The organism is Acinetobacter sp. Ac_5812, from assembly GCF_013072695.1.
Classification (GTDB): domain Bacteria; phylum Pseudomonadota; class Gammaproteobacteria; order Pseudomonadales; family Moraxellaceae; genus Acinetobacter.
On the sequence record NZ_LXUK01000026.1, the window covers coordinates 51222 to 75222 of the forward strand.

The 24001-nt window shown below is 37.0% G+C and carries 15 protein-coding genes; 6 read left to right on the plus strand and 9 right to left on the minus strand.

What is annotated here, in order from left to right:
• Positions 1-2664, minus strand: a complete 2664-nt coding sequence (locus A7P55_RS20005) for a type IA DNA topoisomerase (protein ID WP_171553510.1) — start codon at positions 2662-2664, stop codon at positions 1-3.
• A gap of 388 nt (positions 2665-3052) precedes the next feature.
• Here A7P55_RS20005 and A7P55_RS20010 point away from each other — a divergent pair, with 388 nt between their 5' ends.
• The 4 genes from A7P55_RS20010 (at position 3053) to A7P55_RS20025 (ending at position 8510) form a co-directional block, all read left to right on the plus strand.
• Complete coding sequence (locus tag A7P55_RS20010) at positions 3053-3541, plus strand: hypothetical protein (RefSeq protein WP_227504920.1); 489 nt, start codon at positions 3053-3055, stop codon at positions 3539-3541.
• A gap of 1096 nt (positions 3542-4637) precedes the next feature.
• The gene (locus A7P55_RS20015) at positions 4638-5837 is read left to right on the plus strand and encodes a hypothetical protein (RefSeq protein WP_151834999.1); all 1200 of its coding nucleotides are present in this window, start codon (positions 4638-4640) and stop codon (positions 5835-5837) included.
• 68 nt (positions 5838-5905) lie between these two features.
• The gene (locus tag A7P55_RS20020) at positions 5906-6814 is read left to right on the plus strand and encodes a hypothetical protein (protein ID WP_005006163.1); all 909 of its coding nucleotides are present in this window, start codon (positions 5906-5908) and stop codon (positions 6812-6814) included.
• 28 nt (positions 6815-6842) lie between these two features.
• Positions 6843-8510 carry a virulence-associated e family protein gene (locus A7P55_RS20025; RefSeq protein ID WP_134253128.1) on the plus strand — a complete coding sequence of 556 codons (1668 nt, stop codon included), beginning with the start codon at positions 6843-6845 and terminating at the stop codon, positions 8508-8510.
• A gap of 81 nt (positions 8511-8591) precedes the next feature.
• On the opposite strand, the gene A7P55_RS20030 is transcribed toward A7P55_RS20025, so the two are convergent.
• The gene (locus A7P55_RS20030) at positions 8592-9254 is read right to left on the minus strand and encodes a DUF2807 domain-containing protein (protein ID WP_058952595.1); all 663 of its coding nucleotides are present in this window, start codon (positions 9252-9254) and stop codon (positions 8592-8594) included.
• 298 nt (positions 9255-9552) lie between these two features.
• Between A7P55_RS20030 and A7P55_RS20035 the strand changes: the two genes are divergently transcribed.
• The gene (locus A7P55_RS20035) at positions 9553-12396 is read left to right on the plus strand and encodes a hypothetical protein (protein ID WP_058952594.1); all 2844 of its coding nucleotides are present in this window, start codon (positions 9553-9555) and stop codon (positions 12394-12396) included.
• 59 nt (positions 12397-12455) lie between these two features.
• Here the strand turns inward: A7P55_RS20035 and A7P55_RS20040 are convergent, their stop codons facing one another.
• The 3 genes from A7P55_RS20040 to A7P55_RS20050 all read right to left on the minus strand — a co-directional run bounded on the left by A7P55_RS20040 (position 12456) and on the right by A7P55_RS20050 (position 17264).
• Complete coding sequence (locus A7P55_RS20040) at positions 12456-15299, minus strand: DEAD/DEAH box helicase family protein (protein ID WP_058952593.1); 2844 nt, start codon at positions 15297-15299, stop codon at positions 12456-12458.
• Positions 15292-16800 (minus strand): site-specific DNA-methyltransferase, encoded by a 1509-nt coding sequence (locus tag A7P55_RS20045; protein WP_308469681.1) that lies wholly within the window; start codon positions 16798-16800, stop codon positions 15292-15294. The genes A7P55_RS20040 and A7P55_RS20045 overlap by 8 nt, the downstream gene beginning before the upstream one ends.
• A gap of 230 nt (positions 16801-17030) precedes the next feature.
• A complete protein-coding gene (locus A7P55_RS20050) occupies positions 17031-17264 on the minus strand; it encodes a hypothetical protein (protein ID WP_057081907.1) in 234 nt (77 codons plus the stop codon).
• A 310-nt stretch (positions 17265-17574) separates the two neighbouring features.
• Between A7P55_RS20050 and A7P55_RS20055 the strand changes: the two genes are divergently transcribed.
• Positions 17575-17757, plus strand: coding sequence for a hypothetical protein (locus A7P55_RS20055; RefSeq protein WP_057081906.1), 183 nt, complete (start codon positions 17575-17577; stop codon positions 17755-17757).
• Between the two features lie 220 nt (positions 17758-17977).
• On the opposite strand, the gene A7P55_RS20060 is transcribed toward A7P55_RS20055, so the two are convergent.
• From A7P55_RS20060 to A7P55_RS20075, 4 genes are read right to left on the minus strand one after another with little or no spacing between them, the layout of a single operon-like run.
• Positions 17978-18724: a SprT family zinc-dependent metalloprotease gene (locus A7P55_RS20060; RefSeq protein WP_057081905.1), complete on the minus strand. Its 747-nt coding sequence runs from the start codon at positions 18722-18724 to the stop codon at positions 17978-17980.
• A 1-nt stretch (position 18725) separates the two neighbouring features.
• Positions 18726-22007, minus strand: coding sequence for an HsdR family type I site-specific deoxyribonuclease (locus tag A7P55_RS20065; protein WP_171553511.1), 3282 nt, complete (start codon positions 22005-22007; stop codon positions 18726-18728).
• A 15-nt stretch (positions 22008-22022) separates the two neighbouring features.
• The gene (locus A7P55_RS20070) at positions 22023-22631 is read right to left on the minus strand and encodes an SLATT domain-containing protein (protein WP_087548183.1); all 609 of its coding nucleotides are present in this window, start codon (positions 22629-22631) and stop codon (positions 22023-22025) included.
• Positions 22632-22633: 2 nt separating this feature from the next.
• Positions 22634-23938, minus strand: a complete 1305-nt coding sequence (locus A7P55_RS20075; protein ID WP_086222948.1) for a nucleotidyltransferase — start codon at positions 23936-23938, stop codon at positions 22634-22636.
• Positions 23939-24001 lie beyond the last annotated feature (63 nt).

Consider the following 24001-nt stretch of genomic DNA (forward strand, 5'->3'; position numbering starts at 1 on the left):
TTATTTACTTGATTTAGCTTTTGTAGAGGTCGATTTAGACTTGGCTTTCTTTTTGCCACGTTGAACTGGCTCACCGTTGTTGTCGTATCCACTTGCACCACAGCTAAAGCAATCCCATTTATACTTACGTTCACCACGTAAATTAAATGCAGACTGAATCATGGTCTGGCCACACTCAAAACACTTGGCTTCGTTGCCAGTGCGAGATTTTGTAAGTTGGGTATCTGGTGATCCATCTGGCAATATGTCGAAATAACGTTTACATGATGCAGCTTCACAACTGTATCGCTCTTCGTAAACACCAGGTTCTTTGCGGTACTTGGTATGTACAAGAGGCTTTTTACAGATACATGGATACTCTGTTTTGGTCACTTGGAATCTTGGCTCGTAGTTAGGACTACCATCAGGGAACACCTCTAATGGACCCGACTTACATTTTTTGCCTTTCAGGTTTGGATTGGATTTTTCACAAGAAAAGAAGTGATACGGCTTACCTGAAGAAGTTGAAATACCTTTTAACTCACGCAACCAACCGCCACACCCTTCAAGCTGACATTTGTATGTATGGTTACGGCGATATTCGTCAAAATCAGGAACCAAGTTACCGCTTTCGTCATTTGTAGAACGGTATGTTTCTTTACAGGTGCCATCTACGAACGCACGTTGAGAGCACTCAAAAAATACAGATTTATCAGTTGTAACCTGAGTCAGTGATTTGCCACATAAACATAAATGAGCAGTTGGCTCACGTACAGTTGGCTTACCCGGTTCATCTTTACCATCAACATTTCTGTTTGGCGCTGAACTTTTGCATGAATTACATGACCAGTAGACCGATGTTGTTTTGTCGCGATTGGTACCGATTTTCGGCAACATGCGTCCGTCATCACAGTTTTTACATTTGTAGACAGGGAATGAATCAAGCCAATGTTTTGAGAACTGTCCTAATTCACTTTCAATCCCTAAATGGAACTTTTGGAGTTCTTGTTTGTAATCGGCATCACCAGTAGCGATTAGATCCAGTGTTTCTTCAATTTCTTTGGTGTAAAGCGGATCTGCAAAACTAAACTTACCTCTAATGTTTTGAATCAACTTCAATCCATGCGGTGTAACTTCAATTTTCTTTTTAACAAGCTTGATATAGCCGTGCTTGATTAACCGTTCAAAGATTGATTGGTAAGTACTAGGACGACCAATTCCTTTTTTCTCAAGTAATTTGACCAATGATGGTACGGTGTAGCGTGAACGTGGTTTGGTTTTGGTCGCGATAACTTTACCAGCAATAACATTGTGGTTTTGACCGACTTCAATATCTATAGGTAGCGTATGTTCAGGTTCTTTTTCTGAATCTTCTTCACCGTCCACGTATTCAAGTGCATTTTCATCAATACTGTAGGTCTTTAATAAGCCCAACCAGCCATCTTCTTTTAAGATACGGCTAGAAGCTTTGAATTCAGCATCTTTAGTAATGCTTTCACCATCTACATTGAGAGTGACATCTTTATAGACACCTATAACGGATTTAACTTCGTATTCAGCTGGAGCCATTTGCGATGCAACAGTACGCAACCAGATTAGACGGTATAGATCCTTTTGAACTTGGTCCTTACCAGCTTCAAAGGTAAAGAAGTCACTAGGACGAATACATTCATGTGCTTCTTGAGCACCATCGCGAGATTTGGTTTTATTGCCGATAATCGCAATGCCCTCTCTCTCACCAAAAGCTTCTAGAGCTTGCATCCCCTCAGGCGAAATTACAGCAGCATCAGTACGATGGTAAGTGATATAACCACCTTCATATAACTTTTGCGCTGCTTCCATAGTTTGTTTTAGATCCAAACCAAGACGCGCTGCAGCTGCAGCTTGCAGATCAACAGTAATAAACGGCGCTGGAGCACTACGGAAAGATGGCTTAGTTTCAACACTGGTAATGGTTAAGTCTTTTTTATCAATTTCGCTTTGTAGACGGGTAATTGAAGCTTTATCTAACCACTGGTTATTGTGCACATCCTTCATTTCAGGATTAAGCCACTTAGAAAAATCCCATTTCGCAGCCCAACCTTGTTTTAGAGTTACTTCAAGGTTGTAATGTTCATGTGATTTGAAGTTTTTCAGTAGATCTTCTAAATCACCAAGCACAACGAGTACGGCAGATTGAACACGGCCAACAGGAAATTTGCCTTTTAAAATATTTGAAATTGGCTCATACAAGTAAAAACCGATCATACGGTCAAGGAAACGGCGTGTTTCTTGAGATGCCACCATACCTTGATCCAGCTCTTCACCATTTTGAAGTGCATTAGCGATCGTAGTTTTATCAATAGCGTTATATTTGACGCGAATATACTGATCGTCAGATAAGTTCAGGATACGTTTTAAGTGATATGCAATGGCTTCACCTTCACGGTCCAAGTCAGTTGCGAGGAAAACCGTATCTGCATTTTTAGCAGCCTGTCTTAATTCTTGAACAACGCGTGTTTTATTTTGAGATATTTCGTATTTAGGAACAAAGGCTGGATATGAGAAACCGATCTCATGATTAGGTAAATCACATACATGGCCAACTGAAGCGCGTACAACGAATTCGTGCGGATACAGGTCATCCAAGATATGTTGAATTTTTTCGACCTTTCCGGGTGACTCTACTATGAACAAACTACTCATTAAAATTCATCCAATTTTTAACTTTCTTTAGTAATAATTACTGAAGTTAATCTAGTAATGGTTTAAGTATATACAATTTTAAAATGTTTAAATAGGTTTAAGGGTTGATAAACAAACACTTTTAAGGGCTTATTTCTTAATCTTTAGTTGGATGAACATTTCAAGTGGTTAAATTACTTCCTGTTTTCAATAATCTACGCGAAAAAAGACAACAATATTTATCTAAAATTATGGGAAAAAATGGCTTAATTGCTTGAAAATGCACTGTTTAACCGTCACAAATTAAAATTCCAAAAATATTATTTAACGAATTAATGTTGTACTATAAAGGTATCGTTTGTTTTAAGCTAAAACCATGATTAAAAAACTTATAGTTTTAAGCACCTCATTGTTAATCATCGGGTGTTCGTCTACGCCACAAGAGAAACGCTTAGATCAATACCTTGAAGATACGAAAACTGATGCAAAGGAACGTAGTATTGACTGGTATTACAAACATGATTACGAGCGTAGTAATGTTTTAAATATTTGTTATTCCATTTATATAGATTCTGCTAAGAAAGCTGGTTATTACAGCGATGATGTTAGTGATGGCCGAGAAAAGTATTTAGACGATAGCGTACAAAAAGAAATGTACGCCTCAAATGACGAATGCAATAAGGCATATAAGGCTCAGGATATTCTAGATAACTTTGTTGCAAGCAATAGCCTTCCACAAGAGTCTTATGAAGACAAGTTAGATCCACAACAAGAACCAAATTCAACACCAGAAGTATCACCTGAAGTACCAGAAGTGTCACCTGAAGCACCAGCAAATGAACCAGTCGCCACAAAACCACCAACACTGGAGGAATTAACCAATGCGAATCCGCAATAATGCGCTCATATGCCCAGGCCAATTTTTGATTCGATCTGCATTCTTTTTGCCCTAGCCATTTTACCTATAATAATTATTGGTATTGGCATACAGCTCAAAGAGAATTACGAGCGTAAGAAGCTCACTCAAAGCTATATGGATCAGCACTAAAGAAATGCAATAGGCAATAAAAAAGCAGCGAAATCGCTGCTTTTTTTATTTCTAATGAAGTTTACGAATAGGTTGAGTATAGGGGGAATCTTCTACTCGATGCACATGCATTGAATTGGTAATGTTCATTAAAGGTGAATTACTAGCCACTGAATGAGTCGTTGATGCTTTATGTGTGCGGTAGTTATTCAAAAACTGATCTACTACTGGCACATTGTTAGGCAATATTCCGATTTCGCGGTTAGTAATTTTAATCGTTTCTATTTGGTCTACATGGCTCATAACTAAGTCCACTACAATGATTAAAACTATGAGCATAATTATAGCTTAAAATTGAAGAAATTCCATTTTGGGATTTAATATTTGGTTTTTTTATGCACAGGTTTTTGTGGATAGTAGTGGGTATAAATGGCTAAGTTGCTGATTATTTAAGCTTTTAACATTGATTAAAAATTAATCAAAATAACGAAAAATAGAGTAAAATATGGAGAAATATAGCAGAAGCTATAGAAGAAAAAACAGGAAATGTCAAAAAAAGGGCAAAAAAAAACTATTAGAACAATCTCAGTCTAATAGTTTATTAAATAGGGTAATATCCCTTGATTCGTAATATAACCGATCTCTAATAAGTTTTAAAGCTTTTTTAATCATATTCACGGAAATTCCACAAACTATTATCTCATGCTGAACAAAAGTAATGATTAAGCCCTATACTCAGCTCTACCCTGATATATTGCAGATTAGTTAAACTGTTGTTTAGAAATCGCAAACAATATGATGTTATATTTGAGCAAGGTTAGAATTATGTATGAAATGTGAATGCTTTAAAAACTGATATATATTATCAACTTTTTAGAGTTTTACGCCTTATAGAATACATACAACTTGTTAGAATGCCTTATACTAATTAGCCACCCTCACACACCTTTTATGGAAGACCAGTATAGTGAAAGATTCAATCTTTGCTGATGTTATATCAAAGTTGAATGCGGAAGTTTTTACGCAAAAAGCTGGTCGCTTATACCCTCCTGTCAGTCAATTATTGGCACTGGAGAAAAAGTTAGCATTATGTACAGCATCATTGGTTAAAAGCGAAGACATTCCAGACTATAAACAGCTAGAACGCCTGTTTTGGGATAACGTAAATCATACCTATGGCACTGGTTATTTTGCGGAGATTCCTAAGTGGGGTTCCAACATCTTTATCCCATTACAGGTATGGGAAAGTGTGTTACAGCCTTATGCATTGTTCTATAAAAATATGAACCCTGAGTTTAACTTTTATGACTTTGCATTTACGACTGCAGCGTTGAGCGCTTGGCGGTACAGCCAACCCGTGCTAAAGCTTGAAAATGATGTATATCGCACCCTATTGAATGATGAAAACGGTCGCTATGTCGATGGTCATTTGCTGAATTACTACTTTCAGTGGACCAACTTTATTCATACACCAGGTCTAGGACACAACGACAAACCTTTATATGGTTTTTTCGCGCATCAAAACGAAGTTTTGTTTAACGGCAACAACGTTAAAGTATTGATCATTGTGTTTTGCTATGAAGATACTGAAGCCAACATATCTGATGAAGATGCTTTAAGCTTAACCTCTAATTGGGGTGACTATGTGGTTTTAGAGTATCGCACGGATACTATTAAAACTATTAAAGATAGTTTGATTGGTACCAACCTTAAAGGTAGTCCTGAGCTATTAATCTTACTTGGTAAAATGCTTAGCTTATTTAATTTCTCTATTCATCCTAAAACTGACATCTACAATCACCGTGGCTACCTGATGCAACCCACGTATAACGATACGATTGATTCATTTCTCAGTAGTTATAGAAAGCACAAAGGTATGCCAGTACGCCGTGGCGTAGGTAAATCACCCTCTAGCAATCAACGCCGTGAAGTCCTCTATCATGTCCACGCACCAAGCTGTCCACGCCTGTTTGATACTGGTCTGAACACTGGTTTTGTGTCGCGCATGCACAAGAGTAGCCATATCGCTAATGACCATTTTAATACACTACATTGGCTTAAAACTGATACTGGCTTAAAACTAATTTCAGGTAGTTTATATACTCAAGAAACCGAAACTAAACTTATTAAATCAATTCAAAATTACTTTTATGGTAATAATACTTAAAGGTTTTCATTCTTTTTTCCTTAAACCTGTTATATACTTTTAATACCCATTTCAATCAATGAAGTATTATGCGTTTCGAGTTCGATCCATCATTTATATCTCATGTTGCAGTACGATTAGATGGCACTTCCTTAAAATCATTTTTAGACAACCTTGGAAACGTATCTTTTCAAGAAGCTGAAAGTTATTTAAGCAATCTAATTAAAGGGAATTATGAGCAAGACGATTTTACAGTTGGATTGAAAGTTAAACCTAAAAACCACAATCAAACAGAATTATTAGGGCATCTTTATAAAAATAGTGCCTTTCAATCGGTTTCAACTGAAGTATCGGATCTCGACACCCAAAACATGCACAATGACATCGCTCAATTCGTTCAAAGCTATGCCAATGTTGCAGATCTTCAGTACAACAGTAATTTCTTGGACAAGCAGACGTTTAAGCATGAAAAAACGTTAGATAGCTATATCTTCACAGAATTAATGCTGCAGTTCACCAACAATAATACCGTGAAGTTTCGTGTGGACGGCGAATATGTCACAGTGATTAATACTGAGCTAACCTCTAAATACATCTATTTTAACGACAACAAGAATAAGCGGATCTGTAAGTTTTTAAGTAAAAATATGCATCCAGCTTATTTAGAGTCATTCTTAGAGCAGATGCATATTATTAAAATTGATTCTGAGCAGTACTTTTATAATGCAGTCGTGAATAACACAATAAGTTATGATGCTGACGTTAACGCCTTTATGGACCAATCTCAGAATTTTTTAAATACCCTTGTGAAAGGTTATAAAAAACTGATCTTAAACAACGTGCGATTTAATCTTTACGAATTCTTAGAAGACGACCTTGAAAGTGTCATCCTAAACCGTATCACTAAGGCATGGCATTACGCTCATGAAATCACGTTGCAAACCAACAACCCATCAAAATATGTAGTCGCTCAACCGCTGGTTATAAAATATTTATAAGTGAGTTTCTTTATTTATGAACCCCCTCATGATCAAGTATGGTATCGATATTGGTACGCTATCTAAAATATTTAGATCGCATCTTGAAAATGAGGGCATTGTATTTGATCGTGAGAGTGACTTTCAGCTTGAACGAAGCTCTAAACGTATTTACCTCAGAACCAATCACCACAATGACGCCACAAAAAATAAGAAAAAAACGGCCTGGTATCTTGTAGATCTAGATAACGCACGTATGTCTTATGGTTGGTTTCATGCTGGCGGTGCAAACTTCACTTACAGCTTGTATGAATACATTCAAGAAATGGATCTGCAACCTGGTGATACCGTATATACCAAGGAACAGCAAGAAGAAGATCTTAAACGCTTCTTAAGCTCATGCAAAAGTGCTGAGAAGAACAAAAAAGACCAAGAGATATTGGCTCAAATCTATATGGGTTTTGAATGGGCCAGAAGCCTACCCTTACCAAACCGTCCACACAACTACAATGTGAAAAAGCAGATTAGCTTCAGTCATGCTAGATTGTACAATCCAAGCAACTTCACTAAAAATGAGCTGATTGATTATGTCAGCCAGTACTACCCTCAACACAAGAACAGCACCATTATTCTGAACCGTATTATTGATCTGCAACCAGATCTAGATCAACAGTCGCTACGTCAGAACAAGCTTTTAGTTGAGGGGCAAAACCTCAAAAATCAAATCATTTTCCTTCAGACCATCGCTGAACATAAAAACAAGCGTGGTGAAGATAAGTTTACATTACGTGGTGTACTTGCAAACGGCGCTTTCAAAATCTTATTTAAAGATCCATTGGATGCATGGAACCAAGATCGGATAATCTTTTGTGAGGGCTACGCCACTGGTGAAGCAATTGCAGAATCAATTCAATACTCTATTCCAGTCATTGTCGTGTACGTGGCTGGCAACATCATGAATGTAGTACGTGATTTCCGTGCCGAATTCCCGTTTTCACGCTTCTATATCTTCAATGATAATGACCATAAAACAGCATTAGAAAGCAAAATAAAGCGCAATCCCGGTATCTATTACGCAACAGAAGCATGCCGAGCTGTAAACGCAGCCATGATTGGACCTGAATTTACTGATGAACAGTTAGATCTAAGTGACTGGAACGATTTTAAGTGTTTGTACGGCGTTGAATACACGCGTGATGTAATACGTCATAAAATGCAAAATGCCGTGTGGACGACTGCAGTTCAAAGCACGGTTAACCCGAACTATTCTATCAGCGCCCTATTCTTTGGCATCAAACAACAGTTGGATGATATAGGCCTCTATCCTGATAGCATGACCAAAAAGAATTGGTTTAGCTTGGTTTTACGTGCATATGCTTTGCTGACTCAACAGGGATTTAGTCAGATCCACCCGATTGAGCTGGTCAAAGAACAATTTATTGAAATTCTTGGACAGATCAGCAAACAACCCCGTAAAGTCACTGGAGCTGAAGAACCAGAACTCCTTCAGGCCTACACAAAACTTGTAGAAATGATCGCACGTAATGATTCAACAACAGCACTGAATCAACAGATTATCGCCGTGATTAATTTATACAAAAATGCAGATTATCCAATTGAATCATTAAAGGTTTGGCTCAAAGATATTGTGAGTAAATCGAACGATCCTGAATGGTCCGAAAACTTCATTAATAATATTTTTATTTCGATAATTTGAATGTCAAACATAAACCCCCAAAGGTAGCAAACTTTTGGGGTTTGTTTTTCTCTAAACTTTCATTGCACTAGGTTTATCGACCTATTTAAAACTAATGTTTCCTGAACCAGTTCGGTTTTGTGACTTATGGATTGGTTTGCCATAAACTTTAACGTTGCCTGAGCCTGAAAGCTGTACTTGAGCAGAATTGATAGCTGTACAAAAGATATTGCCTGAACCAGATAGTGCCACTTCTAAATTGTTGCTTTTCAATGGTAATGCATCAAAATTGCCTGAACCTCTCAAAGATAAGACACAGTGTTCAACGGTACCGTCTAAATCCATATTTCCAGATCCACTAATACTTGCTGTGAATTTATCTTCATTAAGATTTAAGACCTGAATATTGCCTGAACCTTTTAAATCAATAGCTTTTAAATTTGGGTGACTGATCGATACTTCTAACGGTGAACAAGTACTAAAACTTACATTGTCCTGAATAGCTAAAACCAATACACCCCCCTGAAAAGTCGCACTAATAAGATCTACAATATTGTCGTCTGCAGTAATTTCCATTTTAGAAACACTTGAAGCAAAAAACTTCAGACTCATTGGACCTTTCATACAGATTTCGTTAAATGGGTTTACAGGTACTTGCTTAGTCACTGGTTTGCCACTTCCAACGATTTGATAGTTGGAACCTGAACTGTATACATTGCCGTTGCCATTGATTACAACAGAACCCAAAAAAATATGTTTTGACATATAAAGCCTCAAATTATTAAAAGTAATTTAACCCTAAATAAGTGGTCATTCATAACCTATTTAATATCTGTAAATTATAACATTGAGGGCTTAAACATTTTTTATTAAAATAATAAATTAAAGCTTTTAATTTTTCTTTAAACCTTTATTAGACATAGCTTATATTAAAGATTAAACAGAAATGTTTTTAGAATCGGTATATACTAAAAGTATAAATTTTCTTAAGCATATGATTAATAGTCCTATGCAACCTGGGTAGCACATTGCACCTAAATATATATTAGAAATTGGAATTGTTATGGCTGAGAAAGTACCGAGCGCCCGACATAATTGTGATTTAAATACGATGTTTCAGTTTTTCCAAGAAGAACTGGAGCGAAACTACGGATTCGTATTCAAGTCATCTGGTAAATATCAATTCGTGACCGTATTTGATGAAAAAGTGCCTTGCCTCACCGAATCAGATAACCCTAGTAAATCAAGTAGCAACAATGTCAAACCACGAGGGATGTATTGGATCTATCCAAACATGAACCGTGATACTGGTGAATACTGGCCAGTACTCAAAGGACACCGCTTTGGTGTAACTGACATTGAAATCTCAATTGCTTTTGCTGACCACTATAAGAACGTAATCAAGCCTCAACGAGATTCAAACCCTAACTACAAACCACCAAGCAAAGAAGATGTTGATCGCCGTGTACGTGAGTTTGAAGAAGCTCAAAAGAAGCATCTACTTCAACAAGAAAAAGAGCTCTTAGCTGCACAAATCGCTATCCGTATTGAGTGGCAACGTGCTGGTAAAATTATTGACGATTCATTTTTTAATAATAAAACTGGAAGCCTTCAGACCTTTAAACGCGACATTCGACAAATGCCGTATATGGTTGAAAAGAACCTAGAGCCATACGGCGCTAAAATCATGCGTAAAGATAACTTTACCCGTGATGAAGCCATTGAAGCAGTAAAGCGTGAACTTCCTGAATCAGCTACCAATCAACAGCTTCTCGTTGAAACAGTAGAGAATGTATTAGCGTATCAAAAGCATTTCATCAACTTTGAACCTGAGCTTGAGGGCGAAAAGAAAAAAGGCTTTGATTTACGTAAAAGCAGAGCTGTCATTCTTGCACCGTTAATTGACACCAATAACAAAGTCGTCAATTTACAGCGTATCACCCACCATCGCCAAAAAAAGCGCAACAAAGAAACCAACAAGCTTGAAGAAGTACTGCATAAGGGTAAGTACTTTTTTGATAAAGCCAAAACGAAAGATGCATTCTTGCCTGTTAGCAAAAATCCTGATGTTGGCTATGAAGTCTTTAACCCGAATGCAAAGAACTATTTGATCAAGGAGGGTTGGGCAACAGCGATCAGCGCACGTAAGGCGTTGGATGCTGGTTTAGAGCTTGGTTTATTGGGTGAGGGTTTTACTGCAGAAAACACACAAGTTTTAGCGTCATACAGTAAATCCAATATCTCAAGTGTTGCTGAGCTTATCTGCAGTATCAATCCTGAAGCCAATATATTTGTTGGTTATGATAACGATGCTGGCCAAACGCTTGAGTCTGGTTTGAATCCTGGCTTACAAGAAGCTTGTCACAACTTTTCATTAAGTGGTGTGTTAGGTGATGTGAGCAAACATGAAAATACACGTATCACCCTACCCCCGGTTTTCCAAAATAAATTATCTGTTTCTGATTGGGATGATGCTCGTCAATATTTAGGTGTTGAACGTTTAGCTGCAGAGTTGGCAAAAGAACTGAATAACGCCGTCAAACGTATAGACAACAAGATCCCTGAAGTTGCGTATGCAATTAACCGCTACAACCGTCAACGCGAAGCTTATGCAACCAAGTTCCCTAATAAAGAATACCAACCGAATTACGGCATTGTGATTGCACAATCAGATGAAAAATATCTGGAATTGCAGAACATACGTGCTAAAAACCAAGCAAATATTGAAAATTACAACGCAAATATTGAAAAGCGTAAACAAGATCTATCAAAAGCTAACTATGATGGACCAGCTGGTACAGGTAGCACGAAATCCTATGCAAAACCAAAGTACCAACCGCCGTCATTTGATAAAGCATTTGATGATAAACCAACTCCAACCGCTACGGCACCCGTATCTACGCCCGTCATGACTCTTGAGGGCATTAAGTCTTATATGGAGATCCTTTCTGAAATTGATGTCACCAAAGTTCAAAATGATGTTTTGAAAGTTGTCGCTACTGCAGATGGCCATCAAAAGATTAAAGCCGGTGATATTGAATTCGAGAAAATGGGTGCCAAAGAACCAACCAGTAGCACAAACCCAAGTATGGATAGCATGCAAAATACCAAAGTACATATTGATGTATCCAAGGACATCAACAAAGATACAGTTAAATTGCAGAGTGTGGATCGTTCGACCATTCCCGAACAAAATCTTCAGCAAGGTATCGATCATCAAAGCTACGCTAAGTCAGCTATCTTTACCGCTTTTTGGCTTCATTCAGCAGAAATGTATAAAGCTAGAAAGTTAATTCATGAAGCTGGTATTAGTACTGCCGATGTTGAGGGTTCAATTGCTGTCGCTGAAGATAAGCTCAATAAAGCTCAGGAAGAAGTTTCTAAGAAGCGGTCGTATCCTGAACTTTTTGTGATTAGTGCGTCTGATAGCGAATACCGTGCGTCAATCATGAAAGTTTTATCTGATTTAGAGGCTGCACATCCAGAGTGGCAGAATCTCAAAACATTTAGAGAAAATCTTACTGATAGGACCATTGCATTTGATCAATTGAATCTGGATACATTGAAGATCAAAAACAAAGTAGTGCATTTGATTGTCAGTAATGTGACCAATGATCAAAACTATCTAAAGGTTCAAGAAAGCCTCACCACCCTTTTAGATACATCGAACAGCTTGTCTTTGGACCGTCAACAAAAGTTCAATCTTGTGAACAGTCTAAGTAAAACATTAAACAACATGGCCAAACTGTTAGATGAACCACCAGTCTTCCAAAGACTGAACGATTTCTTTACTCGTTTTGAAAAGCGTGTAGATGATCTCGTTCTAGGTGATGGTCTAAAGCTGTATGGTATAGAACCGCAGAATTTAAACAAAACTAACGAACGTGGACAGTCGTTCGATATGTAAAAGCAGATATGAAAAAGCCCCGAATATCGGGGCTTCTTTTTGAGTCAATGTTTTCAAGATTAGTGTGGCAATGTTGCCCTAAAATCCAATGCAAAATCAGTTTCACCACGAGGATCGCTATTAAAGAACTTGAAGCCTAAACACTTAATCTCTTTATAGCCCATACTCTCCACCTCTTTTAAGAAGCTCTTATAACCTTCGTCATCCTCTTCATCTGGATCAAAAATTACAGAACTCTCGTCACTCAAGCTGATCAGTACTTCTTCCTTCCACTCGTCATTCACCAACAAATGACCGCCTTTAGGCTCAATCAAACATTGATAGTACATCTCTTGGTTCACCGTATCATTCACGATCAACATATAGTCTGGACTGAATCTACGGCCATCAATAGGACTAAATAACCAGTAGTCTAGCTCATTACGTATTAAGTAAATTTCAGCATCTTTATATTGACGTTTAAGGGCATCAATTTGAGTCGAAATGAATTTTACGAATAGCTTCTCTTCACTCGTACCGTAGTTTTCACTATAAGCATACCAATCGGCACCCTCAACATTAAACTTCAGTTGTTCATTTGGGTGCAACGATTGTGCGATCGCACGTTCGTCTGGAGCATTGACAGTGATTTCACCCGTATCAGGATTTTCAACAGGGAAAGCAACCAAGTAAATGTTTTTCTCTTGCTGAAAAACAGTAGACAGCGATTTAGGTTTAAAGGTTTTACTACCCGTGATACGTGGCATATGACGATCAATAGCCTTACGTACCTCAGGTAAAATTATGCCCAAAAGTAGCTGATATTTTTCATCAATGGTCAGATCGTGAATATCCTTATCTTCAGTATATGAATAGCGGATCTGATAAAGCGGTAGGTAGTTATCGATTAATTCATCCATACTATCTAACCCAACGATATGCTCTCTTAGATAGTTAAATCTAAAAAAGTTCCCTTCAGTCGCAACGAGCGCCTTTTTCAAGACCGGTCGGCTAAAGTATTCTTCAGTCAGATCGATGGTTTTATGGTTAACTTCAGCTTGGATCTGATTCTGTTGCTTGTCGGTCAAGCTACCAGCATGCAATTGGTATGCACTGGCTTTGATTTCACGCTTAAAAGTCGTATCAATCTCAGAATCAGTCGTTTTATTTCTAAATTCTTGCTGATTGACTAAGACAAAACCTTTCTTATATGTCTCACTGTTCATAAAGTCAGATTTAAGCGTGATTGTGTGCTTTTCAGTGGATTTATTAATAATCCCTTCACCTAGAAGCTCTAACTTTAAGTTGTCGTAAAACGTGCCAGTCTTAACAAAGTGGTACATGAACGTTTCAAGTACACGCCCGTATTCATCAATCGCATTGTCAAACTTACGTTTGTACTGGTCAAACTCATAGCCATGTTCTTTATCAAACAAGTCAAGGTTATCATTATTCAAACGATATGATTTATGCAGTTTATATGGGCATAAACGAGCACCACGGCCAATCAACTGAATATCTTGCAGCGATACTTTTTTCGCTGCAGAAATATCAAAGTGAATGATGTCATAGAGACTTAAAACATCCCAACCTTCTGTGAGTGCATCAACTGAAAATATCACCCGATTATAGTTTTTAGGATCATCTAAAATCGGCAACAAAGTTGAATTGGTTTTATCCGTTGAGTTGTAAACAAACGTGTTATCTGAAGAAAAACGAATTTTAATTTCAGAAATAAATGATTTTAAACCATCTCTATCGCTGATCGTGGATAGACCAGACTTCGGAGAGGCAATCCAAGCAAACATTTGACGCAAGAAACGAAAGCTATCTTCAGCGTCTTGCAAATTAGTCTGATTGGTTTCACTTAGCTTTTTCAGATAATCTAAATCTTGTGGCTTAAGTGAATTAATCACCTTATGGAAAAATTCACGGTCTAGCTTGCTTTGTTTAATGTTGGTTGATTTCACCAATATAATTGGGTTGATCGTGACTTGCATATCACGCTCAGCGAATAAACGTCTGTATTCACTCAATACAACGGCATTAATCACCAATAAGCGTTTTTGATCGGCGATCTGAGTTTCAGTGTTGTAAAGGAAGCAAACCGCTTTACTGTAACCTTCCTTATTGAATCTCAAGAAATCGTATTTATAGACTAATTTGTCCTGATACTTCCTATGGATGGCACTATTGCCCAAGTCAACAGTAGCAGTAAACTCCAGCAAAAGATTATCTGGCCGTGCCTTGATTGCAGTATTGACCGAAGTTTCCCAATTGGTAATCGCTTCATCATCTTCTTTTATCTTCTTACGTGTATTCACGTTAAGTCGATGCGCTTCATCTGCAATCAGAACAATTTTATTATTCAAGAAATCTTCTGCAGACAAACCATTTTCTACCTCATTCACAAGTTTGTTGTAGAGGAACGCCGTACTTAAAAACATAAAGTTAATAGCGTTGCCTTGTGAATCTGGAAAGAGTTTGATTTCTTTAACAGGAATAGAACGTCCATTGATTTTCACGCCGTTCTTATTGAAAAGATACTTTTCAAATTGCGGATCAATAAAGTTCATATAGGCCTGTTCAATAATCTGCAATTGATGGACCATAAATATGAAATTACGGTAGCCTTTCTCATATAAAAAGAGAATAACAGCAGCCATGGTGAGCGTTTTACCGGCACCAGTTGACATATTGAAAAGTAAGTGTTTGGCTTTAGTCGGATCTTGATCATAGATCCAGATAAAATGCTTTACAGCCTCTTCTTGATACCCCCTTAAAGTACGCGACAAGTTATCAGTGATATAGCGAGGGATAGTAAAGTTTTTAGCCCACTCAATGTATTCACTGTCGTTTTCAATACGATAATATAGGAAGTCTTTTAAGGTATCTTTTACCAATGTTGGGCTTAATCTAGACATTAGGTGCACCATAAAACTTATCAGTGAGCGCAATCTCTTCCTGAGTGACTTTGAATTTTGAATCCAACATATCTGCATGGTTTAGATATAGCTGGTTTTCATCCAAAACTTGCAATAAAAGCACTTTACGATCGTCTAGTGATAAAGCCCTAAATGATTCCTCACGCTCAAAGTCTTTTTTATCAAACCAAAACTTTAAAAAGGCATTCTGAGCCATTTCATTATAAATACTGTCCAGCTCACCTTTACTTGTTGCAGCCAAGATTCCATCTTGATAGGCCTGGTTATAGCGCTTCAGTTCAAAATAAACAAATGAACCGCCACCATTCCAATTTACAAGTTTAGAGATACCGCCGTCCTCACCGTTTATTACGCGTTTTAAGCGTGTTTTGGTGATTTCATCAATATAGTCCATCTGCTCAATCGCAATCCATTTGCGACCCAATTTATGCGCCACAGCAGCCGTAGTACCCGAACCTGAGAAAAAGTCGAGCACAAGATCTCCTTCATCCGTGGCGATCTCAATAATACGCTGTAAAAGTAGTTCTGGTTTTTTCCCATTCGGGAACAATACACCACCCTCTTTTGTTAAATTGTTCAGCGGAAAGCCATCCCAAAAGGTGCCAGCTTTTTCAAGCTTGAAGATATATTTCCCTCTTTTGACCGCAATATCACTCAACCAAGCAATTTGATCGCACTTGGCACCCTTGTAATAGACAGTCGTTACCTTATTTTTGTTTTTTCCAGATCTAGGCACATATTCAATGCTTAATAGCTCATGATCCCCGGTTACACCTTCCATCACGCGTGTTCTAATTGAGCTTTGAGCATTCGTGTCGCGCATAATCTTATCAAAGTACTTCAGATAGCATTCAGCTTCAGTCAGGTTTTCTTCTTCCATCACCTTTTTGATCGGCTCTAGAACCACACCTTTATGCGTATAAACCTCAATCGGCTCACCTGAACCATCTGTTAATGTCTTAATGTGCTCTTTGGTACCAACGCTTTTTAAGATACGCGTATACTTCCAGCTCTTTTTAAGCTGCTTCATGGTTTCTAGATATTCAAACAATTCTACTTCGTCATAGAAATCGTTGAACTTTTTAAAACCATTCTCACTATTCATATTTTTGGTGTAAATCAAAATATATTCGATATTTTTCTTCAGGCGCTTGTCTTCGCCACCACCAGAAGCACCAGACGTTTGTTTCATTTTTACTGAAACTTGGTTTAAGTAGTTTTCACGACCAAAGACTTCATCTGCTAAAACTTTTAGATATGCTTGTTCATTGTCATCACATTGAATGAAAACCAGGCCATCTTCTTTGAGCAAATCCTTTACGACTTCCAAGCGATTTTTAATAAATAATAACCAAGAAGAATGTGTAAATGTGTCGTTATATTTGAATCCATCGTTCTCAGTATTGTATGGATATATATACCTATATTTAATAAAAATTAAATAATTTATTGTTTTATAAATAAATATAAATATTAAAATTACATAAACAGAATATTACGTTAAATTAATAAAAGATCTATGGCTATTTTGACCGTAAATTTACACTGATAGTTTTCTAAAAACAGTAATAAATACAAATAGAATTTTCTCTCGAGATACTAGCAAGTGATTCGAGGTGAGAACATCTAAACATCTGACTAAAGTTCAGTGATTGACCTAAGCTATTCAATCATTTTAGTGTACTAACACTGCTTTGTTAAAAATGATGATTAGGTCGTATAAAGTTGTTTTTTTAAGCGGGCTATGCGGTTTCTAAACCCTTCTATACTACGTTCTAAACGTGCATAGCTTGCTGTATTTTTATCTTTGCGACATGTTTGGATATAGCTAAATTCTTTGAGTTCTGCCTCAAGTTCTTGAATTTTTAGTACCGTGGCAAGTTTTTTATCCCATTGAGCTAATAAATTGGCTTCTCTGTATTTGAAATAGTCTTCATCGATCATTGCCGTCCTTCTTTTAATTCGCTCATAAAATAGGCATATCAACCCAACCCTACGATAACATAAGCAATTAATTAATATTTCATTATATATGCCGGCAATAAACCATGACTAGCAATTAACTTCAAATAATTACATAACACGCCCTGTATGAGTTTGTAAAAAATTCACCATTAGCAAGTGAAATTCGTGGGTACAAGTTCGTTTTGATATTGGTGAAAAAATACAAGAACTTCTTTCCGTTGCCGAAGATCAATTTGAGCAATATAAATCAAAACGAACAACTATTTGGCGAAATAAACTGATCAATACTATGAAAGGTTTATTGAATGAATGCTTACCTCAAGCTCAATATTCAGCTATATCATCTACTGTTACCTTATCTGATGATATATTCAAAAATATAAAACAAGGTATGGAAGATGAAGGACTGTGGAATGAGGAATTAGAGCAAAAGCTTTTTTTTGCATCTCAAATACAGCTTTCATATTTGTAATCTATAAGGGAGATATTAAATTTCCCTTTTTATAGCTTACGATAGGCTTACATTGCACAAACTTCCTGAAAAGCCATTCATTGATATTTTATGTATAAGTTGCTGTTTTGTAATTACAATATTTTAAATTTAAGCTCACTTATGCCACATACCTTAATCAGTTTATAAATTATATGGAAGAGTTCCCCCTTACCGAATTTCCACCGCTGAAACAAACTTGTTATAAAATATCAAAAAACTTCACAGCCATGTTATCTAATCTCTCTTTCACTACCTCCCAATCAGGCATAACTTGATTCAATAGTTGGTAGAAACGCTCACTATGATTATGTTCAACCAAATGACAAAGTTCATGCAGAATCACATAATCAATGCAGATTGTAGGCGCTTTAACTAGATGAGGATTGAGCGTAAGTAAACCTGATGGGGAGCAGTTTCCCCACTGTGTTCGCATGGTCATCAAACGAATATCAGGGTAATTTTCAACCCATAAAGCTTGTTCTAGAATATGTTGCAAACGTGCTTCGAATATGACTTTTGCTCGGATTCTATACCATTCATTTAAATAAGATTTAATACTTTCAAGACCCATATCCAAGGTGTTTACTTCCAATCTTCCTCTTAGAAGTTTTACACCTTTTGGCTTGGTATCATCATGAATCACTTTCAATTGATATTGTTTACCTAAATAAAAGTGGCTTTCACCACTTTTATATTTGCGAGGCGTGATAAATCTACTTTGTTCACGGAACTCTCGTAATTGTTTATAGATCCAACGACTACGCTGCTTTACCGCTTCAATAATTGTTTGATCATCTGTATTTAACGGTGTTGATACAACCACCCGACAATCAGCATAGACTTTAATCAGTATCTTTTGAGTACGACTAGGACTTTCAAGCACCTCAAAATCAATAATTTCATCACCATAAACAATGCTTAACTTTCTCTCTGGCAGCGTATTCATCCTAGAGCCCATTTAAACCAACCCGAGTAATTTGTACGATCATTTCTACAATTTTTTTTGCTTGATCCATACCACTCCCAATGGATTTACATTCACGGAACATCTGAGGTAATAATTTTTTACGGATATCCGCTTCAATATTTTGCGGATTGATGGAGTTTTCAGCCACAGAGCTCATCACAGAACGATCAACCTCGAAAGCGAGTTCAATCCACTTATCTTGATTCTGTTGATTTGTTATCGAGAATGCTTCAGGTAATAGCTTCTTAAAGACCCCGTAATAAGCTTGAGCATGCTTATTACCACTGAACACATCGGGAATTTCATCTAAACGACGAGCTTCAACTTGTTCTTCAAACTCTCTAAACAACATGTGTTGCTTCAATGGGTGATCAAACTCTTTCTCTGCTTCTTCAATGACTTGACGTAACAGCTTAGAGAAAGCCTCCTGAGCATAAGGATCATCACGCAATTGTTGCTCAATCATCTTAGTTACACGAGTTTTAATGATATCCGTTTCATTACGTGTTTTCTCTTCACTCCAATCTTCAGGCTGAGCTATTTTACCCATCTTGCCAACTTCATAAACCCCATCAGGGTCCTTAACTTCAATGCCCACAACATGCTTATCAATCAGTTTTTTGACTTGCTCTGCATACTGATCGTAGTCAACAGTCTCCCCAGCATCTCGTTTCACAATTTGACGCAAGCTTGTAAATAGTTTGACTGTTTCTTTGTAGTGCTGACGATCTGCATCAGAAAAGCTTTTATCTTCAAAGAAGGTTGCTGACTGCAACGCAACTTTTAAACAACTTGCAAACTCTGTAAGTGCTTCATAAAAATCATCACGAACTTTTAAGTGAATATCGACTAACTCACCCTTACGTTCTTCAATACGAGGAACTAAAACTTGGCGTAACTGCTCTGGATCATTTTTATTTTTAACATCAGCAAAAATTGCCCAAAGTGCTTTATACAAACGAGGTAATCGTTTGTATTCAGAACTCATTTGAGTATATAAGCCTGTAAGATCGTTAATATCATAACCACCTTGGGTACGAGCAGCGAGATCTTGGTAATCAAGAATTGTGGCATCCAATTCTTTTAAAATACCGCGATAATCAATTAATAAACCAAACTTTTTCAATGGGTGAAGTCTGTTTACACGCGCAATTGCTTGAATTAAATTGTGCTGTTTTAAATTTTTATCAATATAAAGAACAGCATTTTTAGGTTCATCAAAACCTGTTAATAGCTTATCTACTACAATCAATAACTTAAGGGATTCATCTTTTTCAAAGCGTTCGATGACTTGTTTTGTATAGGATTGTTCATCTTGAGTACCGACATTCTCTTTCCACCATTGAGTCACTTCAGGGGTAGTTGATTCATCAACATCAGTATTACCTTCACGACTATCGGGTGGACTCATGACCACTGCCGATTCAAATAGACCAGCTTCATCCAAATATTTTTTATATTTAATCGCTGAGGCTTTACTGTCACAAGCAAGCTGACCTTTTAAACCATCATCAATATTTATAACAAAATGATTGGCAATATCTAATGCAATCAGGCGAATACGGTCATCAGCAGTATAAAGCTGACCTTTTCTCGCAAATTTACGTTTTAAATCTGATTTTTGCTGATCATTTAAACCTTCTGTAATGCGCTCAAACCATGTATCAATAGCACGTTCATTTACATCTAAATCAGGAATGCGCTCTTCATATAGCAAAGGCGTTACGGTTTTATCTTCTACGGCTCTTTGCATTGTATAAGCATGAACAATAGGTCCAAACTTGTTAACGGTCTTTTCATCTTTAAGCAATGGTGTACCTGTAAATGCCACGAATGCCGCATTTGGCAGTGCGAGTTTCATACGTACATGGTTTTCACCACCTTGGCTTCGATGCCCTTCATCAATCAGGACAATGAAGTCTGAACTTGTGTTAACACATTCAGGAAGCTTGGTTGCAGAATTAAACTTCTGAATCAAAGAGAACATGATTCGTTCTGTACCCTTACCAATTTGTTCAGCCAAGCGTTTGCCTGAAGTCGCCATGGCATTTTGCTTGTCTTTTTTTCCTGCCAGTTCACCACCTGATACAAAGGTTTTACTCAGTTGATCTTCTAAATCGACACGGTCAGTGACAACCAAAATACGGCATTTTTTTAAAGTTTCATGTAAGATCATGGCTTTACTGAGAAAGACCATAGTAAAAGATTTACCTGAGCCTGTTGTATGCCAAATCACACCACCTTCACGACCACCTTTGCTGTTCTTCGTACTAATACGCTCAATAAGTCGTTTGATACCAAAGATTTGCTGATAACGAGCAACAATTTTTCCTGCTTTCTTATCGAAAAGCGTATATAGGCGAACCATTTCAAGTAGGCGTTCAGGCTTTAATAGACTAATCAGCAGTTGATCTTGACCTGTAACAGCTAAGTCTCCACCTGCAATTAGGTTTTCATACCAATTTAAGTCATCAACTGGACGATAAGAAAATAGGCTCTGTTTTTGAGAAGCACTTAATTTCTTATTTTTAAGCGCATACATTTCTGCATCAGAAATATCTTCTTCTCGCCATGCAGCCCAAAATTTTGCAGGGGTATTACATGTGCCGTAACGACCTTCATGCCCATTTATAGAGAGTATCAGTTGGCTATATGCAAACAGATGTGGAATTTCATCAGGTCGCTGATTACGAAGTGTCTGAGAAATACCTTCATTAATTGTTGGACCTTTCTTTGCCTGACTGTCAGGGCGTTTTGCTTCAATCACAACTAAAGGAATACCATTTACAAAGCAAATGATATCGGGTCTACGTGTATCTACTCCACCTGAACGTGTTACAGCAAATTCTTCTGTATATGAAAAGTCATTATTATGGATGTTATGCCAATCAATCAATGGAATCGTTGGGCTAACTTTTTTTCCATTTACAAATTCAGTTACTGGAATACCGTAGAACAAATGGTTATACATTTTTTCGTTAGCGGTCAGTAGCCCCTCATTCAAAGCTGGGCTACAGATTTCAGCAATTAAGTTGTCTACCGACTTTGCTGAAAGTGGATATTCTTGACCCGCAAATGGAAAAGTACGTTTAGAGAGCTCTTTACGTAAAATTTGGCGTAATACCACTTGGTCTTGTTTACCATCACGGGCAACAAGTGCCTGTGATGGCGGTAAAAACGACCACCCCAGATTCATTAACAATGTTAATGCGGGAATCTTAGCACTGTATTCTTCTTGAAACTTAATTGAGAGACCGTTCATATCAAACCAAAACTTTTAAAATAAAACTGCGAAACATGCACTAAGATTTGCTTTATAAATAAAGCAGATAGCCATAACAATTAATACCACCAAGAACATATAAAAACTTAACGGCACTTTATCCCTAAAAAAACTAAAATTTTTCTGCTCATCAACCCATTCAATCTGATGTTGCCAAAAGAATTTATAGTGTGCATACCAATCACTGAACAATATTTGCTTACTCAGACCTACTGAATAATACTGACTTTCTAACTGCTGATATTCACTAATCAAATTTGTTAAATCATCAGAATCACTTTTACTTTGGACTGAGTAATATAAAGCTCTAAGCTGATTATAAATTTTAGTCAGCTCAACACCTGCCTTTTCATAATCACTTTTTTTTGCATCATACATACTGACATAGAGACCAACCACGCCAAGCACAGTGAAAGATGCTGAAAGAAAGCTTGTTGAAAGCTCCTTGAATGCTAAAGAATAAATACCGAAAGCAATTGATATAAAACTAATCCATCCTGGGGATTTTTCAACAAGATCATAAGTAGCGAAGTGTTTTTTCGCTCCAAATCCTACGTTATAGCCAGTTTCAGCGATACATTTAAGAAAATCAGATCGATTCATATTTAATCCTCAATTGGCACATAAATGCGATCACGAGCTACAACCACACCATTTTGAATGATGTAGCACTCCACTAGATGTTCACCATTAAAACTTGAATATTCATCAATGCGTTCTTTTCCATCATCCAACACAATTTGACCACGAATACAATTACGTCTTTTCGCTTCTTCACCTCTATTCAGCACTTTCCACTTCACAGAATAGTTCTGTAAATTTTTTGGTGTTGTATTTTCTTCAATATAAAAACTTAAACCACGTCCATGATTTAACTTTTTCTTTCTACGTTTAAATCCTCTTAGCCAATCAATCGTTTGACCATCTTGAGTAACTTTAGACTCAATTTTTAGCTTATATCGAATATCAATTGGATATTGATCCTCAATAAACTGCTCTGTATGTTCATAACGCATATCTTCAATGCGTATCGACATTTCTGCTTGTTTACTTGGTGCTTTAGGAAACTGTCGTCCATAAATCATTCGCCACTTACTATAAGCTTTATCGTCAGTACCTAAATCAATAGCCTCTAAACATAAATCATAAGCATCTTGTGCAGCATCTTGGAATTTAGCTTTAACTTTAACATCCTGATTACTGCCTAAAGCTTGATAATGATCACGATCAGGTTGATCAGCTAAAAATTTAAAAAAATCTCGGCTTAACCAGTCATAATACATATAGCTTTTATCATCATAGTAAGTCGTAGATTTCATGAAGTTATAGGCAAGTGTATCAATCAGTAAGCCCCCCATTGAGACACCATGCTTATTTTTCCAAGCTCTAGCCATCTTGCATAAACGACGCAAATTTCGATTTTTTGCATTATTCATATTTTGCATTTCATCAAGTTCAGCTTGCGGTTTTGTAATCTTCCAACTACCGCCATTTTTAGTATCTGGATATTTATATGATCCATCCTCTTGCTTAAATACAGGCTGTACCTCTACATGAAAGTTCGTATATTGGACACATACGACTAATCGATCTACAAACACAGTGGTTCGAGGATAACGTGCAAGAATTGCATCTTTTGTATCCTTTAATAACTTTGATTGACCTCCATTTTTATAATCCTCCCATTTTGAAGATGGCATGATGTACAACATGTCTAAATCTGAAATACCTTTAATCGCAGTCCATCTGCCATAGGAACCAACTTGTAATTGATTTGATGTTTTTGATTCGGTATCACGAAACTTTTTGTTCAACGCACATGTTATCTCTTGATAACGCAACGTGATTTGTTCTTCATTCGCAACCTTAATATTGCTTAAAAAGTCTTGAAACATTTGGGAAATTGACATTACAGCCCTCAAATTTTAATTGTTGATAAAGTATTAAAAACGTCCTTGTTTCTAACAATACAT